This window comes from Duganella sp. Root336D2 (genome assembly GCF_001425005.1).
Lineage (GTDB): Bacteria > Pseudomonadota > Gammaproteobacteria > Burkholderiales > Burkholderiaceae_D > Rugamonas.
The window spans coordinates 800,851-818,643 of sequence record NZ_LMDB01000012.1 but is presented as its reverse complement, the minus strand read 5'-3'; the positions used below and the strand labels follow the sequence as shown (position 1 = coordinate 818,643).

Sequence of the window (17,793 nt, the reverse complement as noted above, 5' to 3'; positions counted from 1 at the left end):
GTTAGCCGAGGCGCACCGGGATAAAGATGCGGTCCTCGCCGCGCTGGATCAACAGCGCTACGGATTTGGTCGATTTTGCCACGAGGTCGCGCACATCGTTCACGGAAGTGACAGCCCGGCCGTTCACCGACAGCAGCACGTCGCCCGGCTGCACGCCGGCGCTGGCGGCGGCGCCGCCGGCATCCTCGATCAGCAGGCCCGATGCCAGGCCGGATTCACGGCGCTCCAGCGGGTCGAGCTGGCGCAGCGACAAGCCAAGGCGCAGCTTGGCGGCAGCTTCATCGTTCTGCACCGCCGCCACATTGCGCTCGGAGGCGTTACCCAGCTTGCCTTCCAGCGTCAGGGTCTTACCCTGGCGCCAGACCTCAAGCGCTACTTTATCACCCGGCATGGCCAGTCCCACCATTGCCGGCAAATCGCCCGAGGCAACGATCTTCTGGCCGTTCATCTTGCGGATCACATCGCCCGCCTTCAGGCCAAGCTTGTCGGCCGGGCCGCCGCGTTCCACGTTCGACACCAGCGCGCCTTCCGGCGACTCCAGGTCGAAGGAGTCGGCGAAGCCCTGGTTCACTTCCTGCACCATCACGCCCAGGCGCGCATGCACCACCTTGCCGGTCTTGACCACCTGGTCGCGCACGCGGGTCGCCACGTCGATCGGGATCGAAAACGACAGGCCCTGGTAGCCGCCGCTCTGGCTGTAGATCTGCGAGTTGATGCCGATCACTTCACCCTTGGTGTTGAACAGCGGGCCGCCCGAGTTGCCGGGGTTGATCGCCACGTCGGTCTGGATGAAGGGCACGTTGGAATCGTCTGGCAGGGAACGGCCCTTGGCGCTCACCACCCCAGCGGTCACCGTGTTTTCCAGGCCGAACGGCGAGCCGATGGCCAGCACCCACTCGCCCACCTTCACGTCGCTGGAACGGCCCAGCGGCACCACGGGCAGGTTCTTGGCCTCGATCTTCAGCACGGCCACGTCGGTTTTCGGGTCGGAGCCCAGCACCTTGGCGCGGAATTCGCGGCGGTCGGTCAGCTTGACCGTCACCTCGCTGGCGTCGCGTACCACGTGGGCATTGGTCAGGATGATGCCGTCGGCGCTGACGATGAAGCCGGAGCCAACGCCGTGGGTCGGGCTGGGAGCGCCGCCGCGGCCGCGCTGGCCAGGGGCCTGGAAGCGGCGGAAGAATTCGTAGAACGGGTCGTTCTCGGCATCATCGTCCGCGCGGAATTGCGCCTTGGTGGTACCGGTGGTGCTGATGTTCACCACAGCCGGGCCGTTGCTCGTTGCGATCACGCTGAAGTCAGGCAGGGAGATCATCGGCGCGGGCACCGGCGCCGGCGCGCCCTGGGCGGCATTGGCCGGGGCGCTGGCGGTAAGCACGGGATGCGGCGATGCGAAGGCCTGGCTCTGCTGGACAGCGATGGCTGCACCGGCACCGATAACACCGGCGGTGGCCAGGGCGAGGAACATGGTGGTGGCGTTGCGCATGATTAAACTCCTGAAGAAGATTGCTTTCTCAACGGCTCTAATATGCGGCATCAAACTTAGACGCGTCTTAATGCAAAAAAGGCCGGAAATCCGGCCTTTTCATGGGGCTGCGCGCAATCAGGCGGCAGCTTGCTGCTCCAGGGCAGTGTGGTTGACCACGCCGTCAATGGCAATCTTGCGGGCCTTCAGCGCCTCCGGCACTTCGCGCACCAGTTCGATGCTGAGGATGCCGTTGTCGAAGGAAGCGCCGGTCACCTTGACGTGGTTGGCAAGCTGGAAACGCTGCTCGAAGTCGCGGAAGGCGATGCCACGGTGCAGGAAGGTCTTTCCCTGGCTGTCTTTCTGCTTGCGCCCAATCACCACCAGGGAGTCGCGCTCGGAAGTAATGTCGATTTCGCTGCGGTCAAAACCGGCCAGCGCCATCACGATACGGTACTGGTCTTCGGAAACCAGTTCAATGTTGTACGGAGGGTAGCTAGGCTGGTCGCTGCGATTCGAATCATTCAGCATCTGGGCCAGGCGATCAAAACCGATGGCGGAACGATACAGTGGGGTCAGGTCAAAAGTACGCATTTTCATATCCTTTCAATTTAAGCGATATAAGGTCAGGCGGTCCCCGGCTGGGCAACCGCTGAATCCGATATAGGTGCCGCAAAAAGGATTTCAAGGGTTTTTTTCACGTTACGTTCCGAAACATTTTGCCTCCCCCTGCGTGCTAAACTCGCCCGTCGCACTTTCCACGTTGAAATAAATGAAACTGTTCACCAACACTGCCCTCGCCCTGCTGCTGGGCACCGCCTTCAGTGCCCACGCCGGCCAAGCCATCCCTGCCCCGGCCGACCAGCCTTACCCAGGCACCATCGTGATGAAGGTCGATGCCTCGAATACCGCGCAGAATATCTACCGCATCCAGCAGACCATCCCTGCCAGGCCGGGCAAGATGACGCTACTGTTCCCGCAGTGGGTGACGGCCCAGCACGGCCCGACCGGTGCGCTGAACCAGTTCGCCGGCTTCAAGGTATCGGTCAATGGCAAAAGCCTGCCATGGCGCCGCGACAACGTGAACGTGTACGCCTTCCACGTTGAGGTACCGGCCGGCGCCAAGTCGATCGAGGTGGAGTATCAGCACCTGGCCCCGACCGAAGCAGCGCAAGGCCGTACTTCGATTACGCCTGACATGCTGGGCATCCAGTGGCAATCGCTGACCATGTATCCGGCGGGCTACGCGACCCGCCGCATCCCGATCCAGGCCACGCTGACGCTGCCGGCCGGCTGGCAGTACGGCTCCGCGCTGGAAGAAGCGGAACGCAAAGGCGACGTGGTCGCCTTCAAGACCACCGACGTGGAAACCTTTGTCGACTCGCCGCTGTTCGCCGGCCGCCACTTCAAACGCTTCGACCTCGACCCGGGCGCCAAGGTGCCGGTGCACCTGAACGTGGTGGCCGACACCGCGGAAGCACTGGAAGCCAAGCCGGAGCACATCGAACTGCACCGCAACCTGGTCAAGCAAACCTACAAAGTGTTCGGCTCCCAGCACTACAAGCACTACGACTTCCTGTTCGCGCTGAGCGATGAATTCGGCCGCGTCGGCCGCGAGCACCACCAGTCCAGCGAGAACGCGCTGAAGACCGACTACTTCACCGAGTGGAACAAGACCGAGTCCGAACGCGGCCTGCTGCCGCACGAATTCACCCACTCCTGGAACGGCAAGTTCCGCCGCCCGAAAGGCCAGGACGTGCTGAACTTCAACCAGCCGCTGCAAAACGACCTGCTGTGGGTGTATGAAGGCCAGACCACCTACTACGGCGAAGTACTGGCTGCGCGCTCCGGCCTGATGAAGGCCGCCAGCATCAAGGACATCATGGCGTCCACCGCCGCGCGCTACAGCATCCAGAAGGGCCGTGAATGGCGCTCGGTGCAGGACACCACCTACGACCCGATCATCAACGCCCGCCGCGCCATCCCGTGGTCGAACTACCAGCGCAGCGAGGACTACTACACCGAAGGCATGCTGATCTGGCTGGACGTGGACACCAAGATCCGCGAACTGTCAGGCGACAAGCGCTCGCTGGACGATTTCTCGGCCAAATTCTTCGGCGTGGAAGACGGCCGCGTGCAGGCACTGCACTACACCTTCGAAGACGTGGTCAAGGTACTCAACAGCGTGCAGCCGCACGACTGGTCCGGCTTCCTGCGCACCCGCGTTGAAGACCTGGGCCCGGTGCCGATGGACGGCATCAGCCGCGCCGGCTACAAACTAGTCTTCGCCGAAAAGCAGACCGACTTCCTGAAGGCAGCCGAAGAGCGCAGCAAGTCCGCCGACTTCACCTACTCGCTCGGCTTCAACGTTGGCAGCGAAGGCAAGATCGAAAGCATCCAGTGGGACGGCGTCGGCTTCAAGGCTGGCCTGTCGGGCAACACCACCCTGCTGGCAGTGAATGGCCGTGGCTACAAGGCCGAACTGCTGCGCAAGGCGATCACCGAAGCGAAGACCAGCAGGAAGCCGATCGAACTGCTGTTGAAGCACGGCCAGCAGTTCCGCACCGTCGCGCTGGAGTACTACGAAGGCTTGAAGTATCCGCGCCTGGAACGCGTCGAAGGCACGCCTGACCGACTGGAAGCCATCCTGTCGCCGCGACAGTAGATCACTTCCGAAAGGGCGCACTGCGGTGCGCCCGTTTTCTTTTGGCCGCGCTAGAGTGGTGGCCATCATGTTCACCGTCTACACCTGGACCACACCCAATGGGCGCAAGCCGCTGATCCTGCTGGAAGAACTTGATCTTCCGTATGAAGTGGCGCCGGTCAACCTGCGCGAGCATGAGCAGTTCGCCCCCGAATTCCTCGCCATCGCGCCCAACAACAAGATTCCCGCGCTAAAGGACGACTCGCTGACGCTGTTCGAAAGCGGCGCAATCCTGACTTACCTCGCTGAAAAATACGACCGTTTTCTCCCACAGCAAGGGCCGGAACGCTACCGCACCTTGCAATGGCTGTACTGGCAGGTCGGCGGCCTGGGCCCGATGCTGGGCCAACTGGGCTTTTTCTCAAAATCGGACCTGGCGCTGCCGAAAGAGCATTTCACCGCCGAGGCGGAGCGCTTGCTGAATGTGCTCGACCGCGCCCTGGCCGGCAACACCTACGTCGCCGGGGACCACTACACGATCGCCGACATCGCCTGCTATCCATGGACGCAGGCTGCCGCCTCCCACCTGGAACTGAACCTGTCCGGCAAGCCTGCGGTACAGCGCTGGCTCGAGCAGGTCGGCGAGCGCCCTGCCGTCCAGAAGGCGATGGCCTGGACGCCTGCTCAGTCCTTGAGGTAGCGCGCGCTCCACGCAGCGATCATGTTTGCTACATAGCTTGCATCGTCCCGGCTGGTGAGCAGGTGATCCGCCGTATCGAGAGAGATGAAGCTCTTCGGGTGCTTGGCCGCCGTGAAGATTTCCAGCGCATTATTGATGCCGACCGTCGTGTCGCCCGGCGCGTGCATGATGAGCAAAGCCTTGCGCATATTGGCGATCTTGTTGCGCAAGCTGTTTTCCGCCACGTCTTCCAGGAATTGGCGCTTGATGCGGAACGGCCGCCCGGCCAGTTGCACCATGGCTTCGCCCTGGGCCGTGATCGCATCGATCTGGTCGCCGAACAAATGGGTAACGTGTACCGGATCGCTCGGCGCGGCAATGGTGACCACGGCCTGCGCTTCCGGCACGGTAGCGGCAAAGGCCAGCGTTGCCGCTCCGCCGAGGCTATGCCCGATCAGGATACGCGGCGCCTGGAACTCGCGCCGCAGGAAGTCGGCAGCGGCGTGCAAGTCGGCCACATTGGATGAGAAATTGGTGTTGGCAAAATCGCCCTCGCTGGCCCCCAGTCCGGTGAAGTCGAAGCGCAGCACGGCAATACCGTGCTCTGTCAGCGCCTGCGCGATGCGGCTGGCGGCAAAAACGTCCTTGCCGCAGGTGAAACAGTGCGCAAACAGGGCGTAGGCCCGGACGCCGGTCTCCGGAGAGTCCAGCCGTGCTGCCAGCAGTTGCCCGTCTGCGCCAGGGAATTCGAGTCGTTGTGCGTACATACGTGCCCCCTTTCGCAAACAATGATACTTCAGGCGAACAAACCATGCAGGTACCAGCGCGTTTCCTCGGTGCCGGGCGTGCGTTCGCGGTAGACCCAGTAATAGGCATTGTCCTCGCCTTCGGCGATGAAATAGTCGCGGCTTTGCGTTTCGCTCCACCAGCCGGCTTCGATACGCTCGGGGGTAGACACCATGCGCAGCGGTGAGCAATAGAACGGGCGGTGGTCGCGCATTAAAAGCGGGATGGGCTTGGGCAGCAGGAAGGCGGGACGCGGCAAGGGACGCGGCGGCATCTGGGCCGCGACGTCGGCCGGGCGCACCTTCTCGTGCAGCGGCACCCAGCGGTTGGCGTGTTCAGGCCGATAGTCGGCCTTGGGATAGGGCTGCAGCACGTTCTCGGCACCGAGGCGCGCCACCAGCACTTCGAACAGGCGCTGGCGATCCTGCGGGCTGCCGCCTGGATCGGGGAAGAGCGAGTCGCTGAGCGGCGCCATCGGCTCGACCTGGGCCGCTTCCAGCACCAGCCCGATTACCGGCGCCGGCAATTCCACTTTTGCCAGGCGCTCCTTCAGCAAGCGCACGATATGCTCGTCGCGCCAGGTGGGTTCGGCCAGCATGACTTCCACAGGTGTCGGTGGGCACGCTTCGCGGCCGCGCTCATGTTCCAGCAGCAGGTGGATGCGCGAAACGGAAAACTGGCGTGCACACAGCCAGCCAGTCAGCTGTTGCAGCAAACGGCAGGCGCCGGCCAGCAGCAGGTCGGTATTTTCGATGCGGCCGAACAGTTCCAGCTTGGCCCTGAAGCTGGGCGGCGCTTCCAGCCATTCGTGCATTTCGGGCGCCAGGCCTTGCGCGGCATCGAGCATCTCCAGCACTTCGAGACCGCAGCGGCGCTGCAGGCCGGGTCGCGGCAGGCGCACCAGGTCGCCAATATTGAGGCAGCCGATGCCGTCCAGCCAGCGCTGGTGGCGCTGCAGTGGCGGCAGCAAGCCGACCGGCAGGCGGTGCAGCCGGCGCAGCAGGCTATCCAGCTTGAGCGCGCGGCCGCCGCCGGCGCGCGCCAGCAGCCAGGCACCGCGCGCAGTAGGCGCTACGCCCAGCACGCCGCTGAAGCCGAGTTTTTGCAGGCTGTCCCGCACCAGGCGGCACAGGCGGCGGATGCCGCCAAACAGGCGCAGGCTGGCGCCCACGTCCAGCAGCAGGGTGGCGCCCTCGCCTTCCGCCACTTGCGGCGTGTATTGCAGCATGGCCATGGCGACTGCGTGCAGGGCTTCCCTTTCCTGCTGCGGGGCGCGTTCGTGCATCTGCGCTTCGGGCGCCAGCATCAGGGCACCGCTGCGGCGCATGCCCGGACGCACGCCCATCACATGGGCGCGGTACGACACCGCGAGTACGCCCTCCTGCTCCAGCACGACGCTGCACAGGTCATCCGACCAGTTCGGACAGAACACTTCGAGCGGTAGCCGGGGCAGGTAAAGGCCGATCCACAGACGCATGGCGTTGCAACAGGGTTGGGGTTAATGGGAGGAACAGCGGCGTGTCGCGCTGCGGTCCCCGGCGTTTGACGAATTCGATATTGATGCCGCCGGGCGCCGGCCGCAGCGCCAGCCGCAGCGGCGCCGGCGAGGAATCCTGGGCGGCAGCAATCGGCCGCAGCAGGAAGAACAGCGTTTCGCCGCATTGGGCGGCCAGGTGCAGGCGGCGCAGCGATTCGTTGCGGATGTGCTGCTGCCATAACAACACCGCGCCGCAACTGCCGCTGCGCAGGATCTGCTCGGCCGCCCACAAGCCGTCGGCGGCCTTGCCGGTGTTGCGGATCCACAGCAGTTGCTGTGGAGGCAAGTCGAGGCCGAGCGCTTGCGGGGCGTATGGGGGCTGCAGCAAGGCCGCCGGGCGTTTCAGGCTGGCCAGGGTGGCTTTCAATAAACGCAATTCACCGATACCGGGTTGCTGGAGTAGTAACTCCGTCAGGACACCCGTGGGCCATCCGCCTCCCGGCAGTTGGTGGGAAAGCACTGGAATGCCGGTATCCACACAGGACGTGGCTCCCCTGGTGAGTTGGGAGGCCAGCCAGAGGGCCGGGTGCAGGGGTTGTGGGTCAAAAAGCGCCATGGCGGAAAATACTGTACATACATACAGTATAATCCTACAAACGCGCGGAGAAAACCTGTTTCAGCGTCTGGGCATCCAGCACTGCCTCGCCCCACTGGGCAAGCTGCTCCGGGGACGCTCTGGCAAGCCTTTTTTGCACCGTTGGCGACAACACGCCAAAGCGGCGATAGAGTAAGCGCTCAAGGACTTTCGCGGCCCCCGCTTGCAGCCCTTCTTGCAGCCCTTTTTGCAGCCCTTCTTGCCGCCCTTCTGCGAGACCAATTCGAATACCCCGCTTCTCGCGCTTTTCCAGCCGGAGCTGATCAAATTCGCTAAGCCATTCCACGCTGTACCTCCTTTCAAGCCGCCCGATGTTACGCCTTAGCCGTCGCTCCAACTCGACGGACAATGGCATCAGCCAGTGAACCACCGTGAATAAATCGATGATACGCCGCTTGTGCCATCCCCGTTCGTACAGCAGCCTGACGAGCCGCCACTTTGCAGCGTAACGCGCCTCCTGCCTGGCATGTGTCTGGCGCGCCAACAGGTGGGCAGCCGTCACCCAGGCAAACACATTCCGTTCAAGCAAAAGTTCATCAACGAGTTCAGCGTAGGCCGACAATTTTGCTACTGCAAACCTGATACCCATTTGCGTGCCAAGCACCTCATTGTGAAACGAATCCTGGCGCCAACGCTTACCTGTATCAGCCAGCACGACCAGGCTCGCGACAGGCAGCATGTAATCCTTGTACAGGCCATAGTTATAATCGAGAATGCGCTTGGCCAAGTTGGGGTCACGCTGCGCCTGCACTTCAATATGCAGCAGTATCTCGCGACCATCGAGGAGGAACACGCTAGCCAACAAATCCGCGATCAGGGAATGCGGTCGCCCATCGCGGCGCGATTGCTCCAACTCCTTGTCGCGCATGCAGGGATGCAGCAGCCAGTCGATCAGCTCACAATATTGCGGGAAGAAGAACGCGATGAAATCGCGCAAATCATGTTTGAGCGCCCTCTTCCAGGGGGAATCATAGTTATCGGCCATGAAGCCAGCCTAGCGGCCCAGACGATGTGCAGGTAGCGGTTTCCGCAAGAGTCTGGCAAGTAAGGGCTCGCCTGATAGAATCGGCAATATTGCCAACTAAAAACCAACTGCCATGCAACTGATCGGCGCCATCCTGTTTGCCCTCGCCTTAGTCCATACCTTTAGTGCCAAAGCGTTCGAGCGCATGTCGCACAAGTCCGCGCGCCACGGCGGCTTGCTGCATTTGCTGGGCGAGGTGGAGGTGGTGTTTGGTTTCTGGGCCATGGTGCTGCTGGTGGTGATGGCCTTCGTGGCCGGGCCGCAGAATGCGATTGCTTACGCGGAAACGCAGCAATACACCGAGCCGCTGTTTGTCTTCGTGGTGATGGTGGTAGCGGCCTCGCGGCCGGTGCTGGACTTCGTGCAGCGCATGATCAATGTGCTGTCCGGCGGCCGCCCGCTGCTGCAGGCGTGGCTGGGACTCGCGCTGGTGCCGCTGGTCGGCTCCCTGATCACCGAACCCGCAGCCATGACGCTGGCCGCCCTGATCCTGGCACCGCAAATCTTCCGCGATGGCGTGCCTGAATGGCAGAAGTACGCCGCGCTCGGCGTCCTGTTCGTCAACGTGTCGATCGGCGGTACGCTGACCGCTTATGCCGCGCCGCCCGTGCTGATGGTCGCCGCGACGTGGCAATGGGATAGCGCCTTCATGGCCGCCAACTTCGGCTGGAAAGCCACGCTGGCGGTGCTGGTCAATGCCAGCGCCGTGACCTGGCTGCTGCGCGAGCAACTGCGCAGTGGCATCAAAAGCGATGCACCGGCACTCACCACGCGCACGCCGGCGCCTATGCTGACCAGCATTATCCACCTGAGCTTCCTGGCGGCCGTGGTCTTGCTGGCGCACCACCCGGTGCTGTTCCTCGGCCTGTTCCTGTTCTTCATCGGTTTCACCACTGCCTATCCGCAGCACCAGTCGCCGCTGATTTTGAAGGAAGCCCTGTTGGTCGGCTTCTTCCTGGCGGGCCTGGTAGTGCTGGGCAGCATGCAGCAATGGTGGCTGCAACCAATTGTCGAAAGCCTGCAGCCACTGGCGCTCTTCTTCGGCGCACTGGGCTTGACTGCCATCACCGACAACGCCGCCCTCACCTATCTCGGTTCGCTGATCGACGGCATCTCGCCGCACGCGCAGTACATGCTGGTAGCAGGCGCCGTTGCCGGCGGCGGCCTGACTGTGATCGCCAACGCGCCAAATCCTGCCGGCGTTGCTCTGCTGCGAAAAGGGTTCCGCGATGAATCAATCAGCGCACTGGGCCTGCTCGCAGGAGCCCTTGCGCCGACTGCAGTTGCTGCCATTGCATTCTTCTTGTAGGACTACGCCGCGCTAGCGTAGCGCGCGCCTTGAGCACGCGCCTTGGGCTATTCTGGACTCACCCGTTCACACTAATGAGGAGAGGCAGAATGAGCTATCTTGACCGCGACAAATTCGGCATCTATCGCGACCGTGACGAAAACGATGGTCCAGGTCCACGCCTGATGGGCGCTGACACGCTGATGGGTGAAGACGTCTACAACCGCCAGGAGGAAGACCTCGGCGACATCAAGGAAATCATGCTCGACATGCAGACCGGCCAGATCGCTTATGCGGTGCTGTCCTTCGGCGGCGTGCTGGGCATGGGCGACAAGCTGTTTGCCGTGCCATGGCAGGCATTGCAGCTTGACACGGTGAACAAGCGCTTTGTGCTTGACTGCACCAAGGAAAAACTGGAGAACGCGCCGGGCTTCGACAAGGACCGCTGGCCGGACATGGCAAGCCCCGAATTCGGCACGCAGATCCATAATTTCTACGGCACCACCGGCACCGGCATGCGCACCTCGACCGGCAGCGTCATGGGCGCCGGCACCGGCACCATGCAAAGCGACTCGACCAGCGGCGGCAGCTATAGCGGCGGTTCGACCGGCAGCGAAAGCGGCAGCAAAGGCAATTATTGATTGGCAGGATTTGACTGTTTTCTGACAGTCCCGGGCCTGACCAGGCGCAGATAATCGGCTGCTGATCCACCAGCCGGTTATCTGCCATGCGTCTACTGCTTTCCCTCCTCCTGTTCCTGCTTTCCTGTGCCCACGCTGGCGAATTGCCAGCCTACCAGCCACGCCCCGGCCACGAACGTCCCGTGATCGCCGTTCTCGGCGACAGCGTTTCGACCGAAATCACCGACTTCATGCTGCCCTATGGCGTGCTGCAACGTGCGGATATTGCGCAAGTGCTGGCTGTCGCCACGGAGGGGGCGTCCATCACCATGAATACCGGCCTGCGCGTACAGCCCGACCTGGACACCACCGCCTTCGACCAGCGCTATCCCGACGGTGCCGACTACGTGATCGTGCCGGCCATGCGCCGCGCGCAATTGGCGCCCATGCTGGCCTGGCTGCAAGCCCAGGCGGCCAAGGGCGCCACCGTCGCCAGTATCTGCGATGGCGCTCTGGTTGTCGCCAACAGCGGCTTGCTGAAGGGCCGGCGCGGCACGGCACATTGGGCCACCCACGCTTACCGCCTCGAAAAGTATCCCGACACCGAATGGCTGCGGAACGTGCGCTACGTGGCGGACGGCAAGGTGATTTCCAGCGCCGGCATCAGCGCCGCGCTGCCGCTTTCACTGGCCCTGGTTGAAGCCATAGCCGGCCGCGAAAAGGCCGCTGCCGTCGCCGCAGGCCTGGGTGTTGAGGACTGGAGCAGCCGCCATGACAGCGCCGTCTATGCGCCGAAGTTCGGCCATAACCTGAACGTCTGGCTTACGCATTACACCGACCGATGGCTGCACGGGGTGACCGAGGTCGGCTTGCCACTGGCAGAAGGTTTCGATGAAATCGCCCTGGCGTATGCCAGCGACGCCTACACCCGCACCCATCGCAGCCGCGTGCTGGCAGTGGCTTCCAGCGCAGCGGCGCTGGCCAGCCGTCATGGCCTCAGGGTTCTGCCTGACCGCGTAAGCGGCAGCGCAAACCTGCCCGCCGCGATGCTGCCCACCCTCGACAGCTCGCTGGACCGGGTGCTGGCCGGCATCGCCGGCGCCTTCGGTGCGCGCACCGCCCACCGCATCGCGCTGGAGCTGGAGTACCCCGGTTATCCGGTGAGGTAAACTGCGGGCATGCCGCCCACTCGCCCGCTTCGCATCGTACTGATCGCGTATGAAGACATGAACCTGCTGGACCTGAGCGGTCCACTGCAGGCCTTCGCCAGCGCCTCCCGCCGACATTCCGCCGGCGGGTCGCCGCTGTATGAACTGGTCGTTGCCTCTGCCGAGGGAGGACTGGTGGCCAGCAGCGCGGGCCTGGCCTGCATGACCGTTCCAATCGGCTCGCTCGAAGGCAGCAAAATCGACACCTTGCTGGTGGCAGGCGGCTGTGCCGGCGACATCTACATCACGCCGCCGGTACTGGTGAACTGGATACGCCAGCGCGCGCCGTCGGTGCGACGCCTGGCCTCGGTGTGCACCGGCGCCTTCATGCTGGCCGCTACAGGCCTCCTGGACGGTCGCCGTGTTGCGACGCACTGGGAATGGGTGGAGCGCCTGCGCAAGCTGCATCCGCAGGTGCACGTGGACCAGGACAAGATCTATATACGCGACGGCGAGGTATGGTCATCGGCGGGCGTCAGCGCAGGTATCGACCTCGCACTGGCCCTGATCAACGACGATTATGGCCACCGCGTCGCCATCGAAACCGCACGGCAGATGGTGGTATTCATGAAGCGCGCCGGCGGCCAGTCGCAATTCAGCGCGCCGCTGGCGGCGCAGGCGCGCGACAACGGGAAATTTTCCGACCTTCACGCCTGGATCGCCATGAACCTGCAATCCGACCTGCGCGTGGAGCGCCTGGCGGAGCAGGCAAAAATGAGTCCTCGCACCTTTGCCCGCAGCTACGCCAGCGAAGTCGGATGTACACCTGCGCGCGCCGTGGAAACGATGCGCGTCGAAGCTGCACGGCGTGCATTGGAAGAGACCACGCTGCCGCTTAAGGCTATTGCCGGCAACACCGGGCATGGCACGGAACAGAACCTGCGCCGCACTTTCCAGCGCCTGCTGGGCGTCAGCCCCGGAGAGTATCGCCAGCGCTTCTCAGGACGCTAGTCCGCTCAGCAGCCAGCCTCGTTCGGCGCGAGGTAGTCAAAACTGCCGGCCATCCCCACTATCTCGCCGGGAGCTGCCAGCGACGAGAGGTAGAGCGTCAGTTTCGTTGCGACAGCGCCGGTCGCGATGATGAAATCAGGCTTGCCGTCACGATCCAGGTCGCCTGCCCAGCGCACATACGCCGAAGGCTCCAGCGTGCTGCCTTCGCCCCACATGATGTCGAATTCGAATTCGCCAATCCGCTGCTTTTTGCCGCCCGCCTGCAGCTCCAGCCAGAATTCCGGCGCGATCCCGGCCTCCGCCGCAGCCTTCGACGGCCGTTCCTGGCGCGGCACGAACAGGAATTTTTCGCCGCCAGGCAGGGTCAGCTCACCACCCATGATATGTCCGCCCCCATGCCGTATCCCCTTTTTCGGCTTGCACTCCCGGCCGGGAATCCAAGATGCCACCGGACCCGCCTTCAGCTGCAGCTTGTCCAGCGGTGCGCGGAAAGGCTTGAAGACGGCGATGACTCCGTCGGCTGACAAGCGCGGCGAGAACTGCAGCAGCTGCCCCTGCATCGGGGTGTCATCATACCGATCATGGTCTTTTGAGGTGACGCTCAAGCTCAATGGAAGCAGTTCGCAAGCGTCGTTGCAGCGTAACGCCCACCATCCGGAACCCGTGCGATACTCGCGCCCGGCCAGGTGCAGCCAGACGGCATCGCCGCCAGTGGCATCGTAGCCGGCATGGGCCGGCAGGATGATCATGGCGCCGCTGGACTTACTGTCGTAAGCGTCGTTATAAGGCCGGTCGTCGGCAACTGCGCCAAACGCGGCGATGCCGAGCAAAGAGATGGCAAAACAGCGTTTCCAGTTCAACATCAAACGAAATCCTCTCATTAGCGCTGCATCGATTCCCACACCTTGGTCAGGCGCTTGACCGAGACCGGCATCGGGGTCCGCAGCTCTTGCGCGAACAGCGACACGCGCAGTTCTTCCAGCAACCAGCGGTATTCGACCAGTTTCGGGTCGGTGTTCTTGCCGGCCGACTTGTCCCGCATCAGGCGCTGGTACGGCGCTGCGGCCTGGTTCCATTCGGACATGCTCTTGGTGTCGCGCGCGGCGTCGGCACGCAGCTTCTCCAGACGCACGTTCATCGCCTTCAGGTAGCGCGGGAAATGCGACAGCTGCGAAAACTCGTTCTCGATCAGGAAGCGCTTGTGCACCAAGCCTTGCAGTTGCTGCTGCATGTCCTGCGCCACCTGCTGGTTGATGCCTTGCAGGCGCTTGGGCAGACCGTGGTACTCGGTCAGCACTTGCGAGACCAGGCGCGCGATCTCGTTCACCAGCAGCACAATGCGCGACTTGCCTTCGTCCTTGCGTTTGTTGAAACTCGTTTCGTCGGTCGGCAGCGGGTCCTGCAGGCAGGCGATGTCGATGGCCTTGGCGACGATCTGGTCGCGCAATTCTTCCTGCGTACCCATGGACATGAACTGCATGCCCATCTGCTGCAGGTTCGGAATCGATTTCTCGACGAACTTGATCTGGTCGCGCATCTGCAGCATGAACAGGCGGCGCAGGCCGATGCGGTGGGTGCGGGCGGCGAGGTTCGGGTCGTCGAACACTTCCAGGTCGCAATGCGTGCCTTTGTCCACCAGGGCCGGGAAGCCGATCAGGCTAAGCTTGCCTTGCGTGATTTCCAGCAGCTCGGGCAGCTCACCAAAGCTCCACGTCGTGATGTTGCTGTGCTGCGCAGCAGCGCTGGCGCCGGCTGCGGCCTGGGCGGCGGACGGCAAACTTGCCGGCGCACGGGACGGGCTAGCGCTGCGCGCAGCATCGGCTGCAATGCCACCATGCTTTGGCTTGGCGCTGCCGCCGCTGCCGATGCCGCCGCCAGCAAGTTGTGCGAGCTGCGCGGCGGAGGCAGGTGCGTTGCCGCCTTCCGCCATGCGCTGGAAGCTCTGGCGCGCCTGCAGGCCGTATTCCGCCTGCAGTGTGGCCAGGTTGCGGCCCATATCAAGCTGGCGGCCATGTTCGTCCACCACCTTGAAGTTCATGAAGTGGTGCGCCGGCAATTGCTCCGGCTTGAAGTCCGAAGTCAGCACGCTGATCGTGATCTGCTTGCGGATGTCCGCAATAATCGCGTCGATCAAATCGCCGCGTGCAAACTCGGCGCGCTCGCAGAACCTGGCGGCGTAATCCGGCAGCGGCACCATGTGGCGGCGCTGCTTTTGCGGCAAGGTCTTAAGCAGCAGGTGCACCTTCTCCTTCAGCATGCCCGGCACCAGCCACTCGCAGCGTTCGCGCGCGAGCTGGTTCAGCGCGTACAGCGGCACGGTGAGAGTAACCCCATCGCGCGGCGTCCCCGGTTCGAAGTGGTAGGAGAGCTGCATCTCCAGGCCAGCGGCCATCATCTTTTTCGGGAACAGCTCGGTCGTGATGCCGGCCGCTTCGTGGCGCATCAAGTCGTCGCGAATCAGGAACAGCAGCTTCGGATCGTCGGCCGAGGCGTCCTTGTACCATTTTTCGAAACCGGCGCCGTTCACCACGTCGGCCGGAATCTCCTTATCATAGAAGGCCTCGATCAACTGGTCGTCCACCAGGACGTCCTGCCGCCGCGATTTGTGCTCGAGGTTCTCGATCTCGCGCACCAGCTTGTGGTTGTGGGCGAAAAATGGCGCACGGGTGTCATAGTCGCCGCCAACCAGCGCGTCGCGGATGAATATTTCGCGCGCCTCAACCGGGTTCTTCAGGCCGTAGTTGATGCGGCGCTGGCTATAGACCACGAGCCCGTACAGCGTGGCACGTTCGGACGCGGTGACTTGCGCCGGACGCTTTTCCCAGCGCGGTTCGCCCCAGGATTTCTTCAGCAGGTGGCCGCCGATCTTCTCGATCCACTCCGGCTCGATGCGCGCCACGCAGCGCGCATACAGGCGCGTGGTTTCCACCAGCTCGGCGGAGACGATCCACTTGCCCGGTTTCTTCGACAGGTGCGAGCCTGGCCAGATATGGAACTTGATGCCGCGCGCGCCAAGGTAGGCGCCGCCCGGCTCGTCCTCTCCCTTGAAGCCGATATTACCCAGCAGGCCGGTAAGCAGCGCCATATGCAGCTGGTCGTCGGTGGCCGGCAATTCGTTGGTGCGCCAGCCCTGCTCTTTCACGATGGTGAGCAATTGCGAGTGCACGTCGCGCCACTCCCGCAGGCGCAGCTGGTTCAGGAAGGTGGCGCGGCAGGTGTCCATCAACTGGCGGTTGGACTTCTTGTGCTCGATGGCGCCCTCAAACCACTTCCAGATTTTCAGGTAGCTGAGGAATTCGGACTTCTCATCGGCGAACTTCTTGTGCGCTTCGTCGGCAGCCTGCTGGTGTTCGACGGGGCGGTCGCGCGGGTCCTGCACCGACAAGGCGGCCGCCACGATCAGCACTTCGGTCAGGCAGGCGAATTCCTGCGCAGCCAGGATCATGCGGCCCACGCGCGGATCGAGCGGCAGCTTGGCCAGCTTGCGTCCCAATGGCGTCAACTGGTTGTCGTCGTCCACCGCACCCAGCTCCTGCAGCAGCTGGTAGCCGTCGGCGATCGCACGGCCCGGCGGCGGCTCGATGAAGGGGAAGCTCTCCACGTCCGTCAGGTGCAGGGACTTCATGCGCAGGATGACGGAAGCCAGCGAAGAACGCAGGATTTCCGGATCGGTGAACTTAGGACGCTGCAGGAAATCCTGCTCGTCGTACAGTCGGATACAAACGCCGTCGGCTACACGCCCGCAACGGCCGGCGCGCTGGTTGGCGGCCGATTGCGCCACCGCTTCGATCTGAAGTTGCTCGACCTTGTTGCGATAGCTGTAGCGCTTGACGCGCGCCAGGCCGGCGTCCACCACGTAGCGGATGCCCGGCACGGTCAGCGAAGTCTCCGCCACGTTGGTGGCCAGCACGATGCGGCGCGCGTTGGTGGTGCGGAACACGCGGTCCTGCTCTTCGACCGACAGGCGGGCGAACAGCGGCAGGATTTCCACGTGCGGCGGATGATGCTTGCGCAGCGCTTCGGCGGCGTCGCGGATTTCGCGCTCGCCGGGCAGGAACACCAGCACGTCGCCGCTGCCGATGCGGCAGACTTCGTCGACGCCGTCGACGATGGCTTCCATCAGGTCGCGTTTGTCGCGGGCGGCGGCGGTGCGGGCGCCCTTGGCGTCAGCGCCCTGCTGGGCGCCGGGCAGCGTGACCTGGTCGCGTTCCACCGGACGGTAGCGCACTTCAACCGCATACAGGCGGCCGGAGACCTCGATCACCGGCACCGGCGGCTTGCCTTCCTGCGTGAAGTGGCGCGCAAAGCGTTCAGCGTCGATGGTTGCGGAGGTGATGATCACCTTCAGCTCCGGGCGGCGCGGCAGGATCTGCCTCAGGTAGCCAAGCAGGAAATCGATGTTCAGGCTGCGTTCGTGGGCTTCATCGATGATGATCGTGTCGTAAGCCTTCAGCAGCGGGTCGGTCTGGGTTTCGGCCAGCAGGATACCGTCGGTCATCAGCTTGACCGAGGCGCCCTTGCTCAGGGTGTCGTTGAAGCGCACCTTGTAGCCGACATGTTCGCCCAGCGGCGAGCCCAGTTCGGCGGCGATGCGTTTCGCGGTCGACGAAGCGGCGATCCGGCGCGGCTGGGTGTGGCCGATCAGGCCTTTCTGGCCGCGTCCCAGTTCCAGGCAGATTTTCGGCAACTGGGTGGTTTTACCGGAGCCGGTTTCACCGGAGACGATCACCACCTGGTGCTTGCTCAGGGCTTCGGCGATTTCCGCGCGGCGGCCCGAGACCGGCAGCTCCTCAGGGAAGGTGATCGGCGGCAGCGGGTTGCGGAAAGCGCGTGCAGCCTCGCGTTCGGCGCGCTGCTCCGGCGTTTCCCGTTCGCGGCGCTGCCCGCCTTGCGCACGCTGGCCGGATGGTTGCTGGGGAGGATTCTTCTTGCTTGCTTCAGACATCGTTTTTTACATAGTTTGGGCGCGAAAACCGCGCAGCGCATTATAATGCGC

At 63.5% G+C, this 17,793-nt stretch carries 14 protein-coding genes; 6 read left to right on the top strand and 8 right to left on the bottom strand.

The window, feature by feature from the left end; genetic code table 11:
• Position 1: 1 nt before the first annotated feature.
• The gene (locus ASD07_RS13915) at positions 2 to 1,486 is read right to left on the bottom strand and encodes a DegQ family serine endoprotease (RefSeq protein WP_055930942.1); all 1,485 of its coding nucleotides are present in this window, start codon (positions 1,484 to 1,486) and stop codon (positions 2 to 4) included.
• A gap of 117 nt (positions 1,487 to 1,603) precedes the next feature.
• The gene (locus ASD07_RS13910; protein WP_055931863.1) at positions 1,604 to 2,059 is read right to left on the bottom strand and encodes an Hsp20 family protein; all 456 of its coding nucleotides are present in this window, start codon (positions 2,057 to 2,059) and stop codon (positions 1,604 to 1,606) included.
• 178 nt (positions 2,060 to 2,237) lie between these two features.
• Between ASD07_RS13910 and ASD07_RS13905 the strand changes: the two genes are divergently transcribed.
• Together ASD07_RS13905 and ASD07_RS13900 are read left to right on the top strand one after the other, a co-directional pair.
• A complete protein-coding gene (locus ASD07_RS13905) occupies positions 2,238 to 4,130 on the top strand; it encodes a M61 family metallopeptidase (protein WP_055930940.1) in 1,893 nt (630 codons plus the stop codon).
• A 67-nt stretch (positions 4,131 to 4,197) separates the two neighbouring features.
• Positions 4,198 to 4,809 (top strand): glutathione S-transferase family protein, encoded by a 612-nt coding sequence (locus ASD07_RS13900; protein ID WP_055931861.1) that lies wholly within the window; start codon positions 4,198 to 4,200, stop codon positions 4,807 to 4,809.
• Here ASD07_RS13900 and ASD07_RS13895 read toward each other — a convergent pair.
• The 4 genes from ASD07_RS13895 to ASD07_RS13880 are packed head-to-tail and all read right to left on the bottom strand — an operon-like array spanning position 4,794 to position 8,691.
• Positions 4,794 to 5,555, bottom strand: coding sequence for a S9 family peptidase (locus ASD07_RS13895; protein WP_055930938.1), 762 nt, complete (start codon positions 5,553 to 5,555; stop codon positions 4,794 to 4,796). The genes ASD07_RS13900 and ASD07_RS13895 overlap by 16 nt on opposite strands.
• A 29-nt stretch (positions 5,556 to 5,584) precedes the next feature.
• Positions 5,585 to 7,051 carry a DNA polymerase Y family protein gene (locus ASD07_RS13890; RefSeq protein ID WP_057245448.1) on the bottom strand — a complete coding sequence of 489 codons (1,467 nt, stop codon included), beginning with the start codon at positions 7,049 to 7,051 and terminating at the stop codon, positions 5,585 to 5,587.
• Positions 6,981 to 7,667: a translesion DNA synthesis-associated protein ImuA gene (gene imuA / locus ASD07_RS13885; protein ID WP_055930934.1), complete on the bottom strand. Its 687-nt coding sequence runs from the start codon at positions 7,665 to 7,667 to the stop codon at positions 6,981 to 6,983. Before imuA ends, ASD07_RS13890 begins: the two co-directional genes overlap by 71 nt.
• A gap of 34 nt (positions 7,668 to 7,701) precedes the next feature.
• Entirely contained in the window at positions 7,702 to 8,691 is a 990-nt protein-coding gene (locus ASD07_RS13880; RefSeq protein WP_055930931.1) for a DUF4351 domain-containing protein, read from the bottom strand.
• A 112-nt stretch (positions 8,692 to 8,803) separates the two neighbouring features.
• On the opposite strand from ASD07_RS13880, the gene ASD07_RS13875 reads away from it, so the two are divergent.
• The 4 genes from ASD07_RS13875 to ASD07_RS13860 all read left to right on the top strand — a co-directional run bounded on the left by ASD07_RS13875 (position 8,804) and on the right by ASD07_RS13860 (position 12,797).
• Entirely contained in the window at positions 8,804 to 10,039 is a 1,236-nt protein-coding gene (locus ASD07_RS13875; protein ID WP_055930928.1) for a putative Na+/H+ antiporter, read from the top strand.
• A gap of 89 nt (positions 10,040 to 10,128) precedes the next feature.
• Positions 10,129 to 10,659, top strand: coding sequence for a PRC-barrel domain-containing protein (locus tag ASD07_RS13870; protein WP_055930925.1), 531 nt, complete (start codon positions 10,129 to 10,131; stop codon positions 10,657 to 10,659).
• 86 nt (positions 10,660 to 10,745) lie between these two features.
• Positions 10,746 to 11,807, top strand: a complete 1,062-nt coding sequence (locus ASD07_RS13865) for a DJ-1/PfpI family protein (RefSeq protein WP_055930923.1) — start codon at positions 10,746 to 10,748, stop codon at positions 11,805 to 11,807.
• A 9-nt stretch (positions 11,808 to 11,816) separates the two neighbouring features.
• Positions 11,817 to 12,797, top strand: a complete 981-nt coding sequence (locus tag ASD07_RS13860) for a GlxA family transcriptional regulator (protein WP_055930920.1) — start codon at positions 11,817 to 11,819, stop codon at positions 12,795 to 12,797.
• Between the two features lie 5 nt (positions 12,798 to 12,802).
• Here the strand turns inward: ASD07_RS13860 and ASD07_RS13855 are convergent, their stop codons facing one another.
• The gene (locus ASD07_RS13855; protein ID WP_055930918.1) at positions 12,803 to 13,660 is read right to left on the bottom strand and encodes a hypothetical protein; all 858 of its coding nucleotides are present in this window, start codon (positions 13,658 to 13,660) and stop codon (positions 12,803 to 12,805) included.
• A gap of 17 nt (positions 13,661 to 13,677) precedes the next feature.
• Positions 13,678 to 17,742, bottom strand: coding sequence for an ATP-dependent RNA helicase HrpA (gene hrpA, locus ASD07_RS13850; RefSeq protein WP_055930915.1), 4,065 nt, complete (start codon positions 17,740 to 17,742; stop codon positions 13,678 to 13,680).
• Positions 17,743 to 17,793: the final 51 nt, after the last annotated feature.

Bases quoted from the DNA above. Each gene is read 5' to 3' on its own strand.
- ASD07_RS13875 (WP_055930928.1), top strand. From the start codon at position 8,804: ATGCAACTGATCGGCGCCATCCTGTTTGCCCTCGCCTTAGTCCATACC.
- ASD07_RS13890 (WP_057245448.1), bottom strand. From the start codon at position 7,051: ATGCGTCTGTGGATCGGCCTTTACCTGCCCCGGCTACCGCTCGAAGTG.
- ASD07_RS13880 (WP_055930931.1), bottom strand. From the start codon at position 8,691: ATGGCCGATAACTATGATTCCCCCTGGAAGAGGGCGCTCAAACATGAT.
- ASD07_RS13870 (WP_055930925.1), top strand. From the start codon at position 10,129: ATGAGCTATCTTGACCGCGACAAATTCGGCATCTATCGCGACCGTGAC.
- ASD07_RS13860 (WP_055930920.1), top strand. From the start codon at position 11,817: ATGCCGCCCACTCGCCCGCTTCGCATCGTACTGATCGCGTATGAAGAC.
- ASD07_RS13900 (WP_055931861.1), top strand. From the start codon at position 4,198: ATGTTCACCGTCTACACCTGGACCACACCCAATGGGCGCAAGCCGCTG.
- ASD07_RS13905 (WP_055930940.1), top strand. From the start codon at position 2,238: ATGAAACTGTTCACCAACACTGCCCTCGCCCTGCTGCTGGGCACCGCC.
- ASD07_RS13915 (WP_055930942.1), bottom strand. From the start codon at position 1,486: ATGCGCAACGCCACCACCATGTTCCTCGCCCTGGCCACCGCCGGTGTT.
- ASD07_RS13910 (WP_055931863.1), bottom strand. From the start codon at position 2,059: ATGCGTACTTTTGACCTGACCCCACTGTATCGTTCCGCCATCGGTTTT.
- ASD07_RS13865 (WP_055930923.1), top strand. From the start codon at position 10,746: ATGCGTCTACTGCTTTCCCTCCTCCTGTTCCTGCTTTCCTGTGCCCAC.
- ASD07_RS13855 (WP_055930918.1), bottom strand. From the start codon at position 13,660: ATGTTGAACTGGAAACGCTGTTTTGCCATCTCTTTGCTCGGCATCGCC.
- ASD07_RS13895 (WP_055930938.1), bottom strand. From the start codon at position 5,555: ATGTACGCACAACGACTCGAATTCCCTGGCGCAGACGGGCAACTGCTG.
- hrpA (WP_055930915.1), bottom strand. From the start codon at position 17,742: ATGTCTGAAGCAAGCAAGAAGAATCCTCCCCAGCAACCATCCGGCCAG.
- imuA (WP_055930934.1), bottom strand. From the start codon at position 7,667: ATGGCGCTTTTTGACCCACAACCCCTGCACCCGGCCCTCTGGCTGGCC.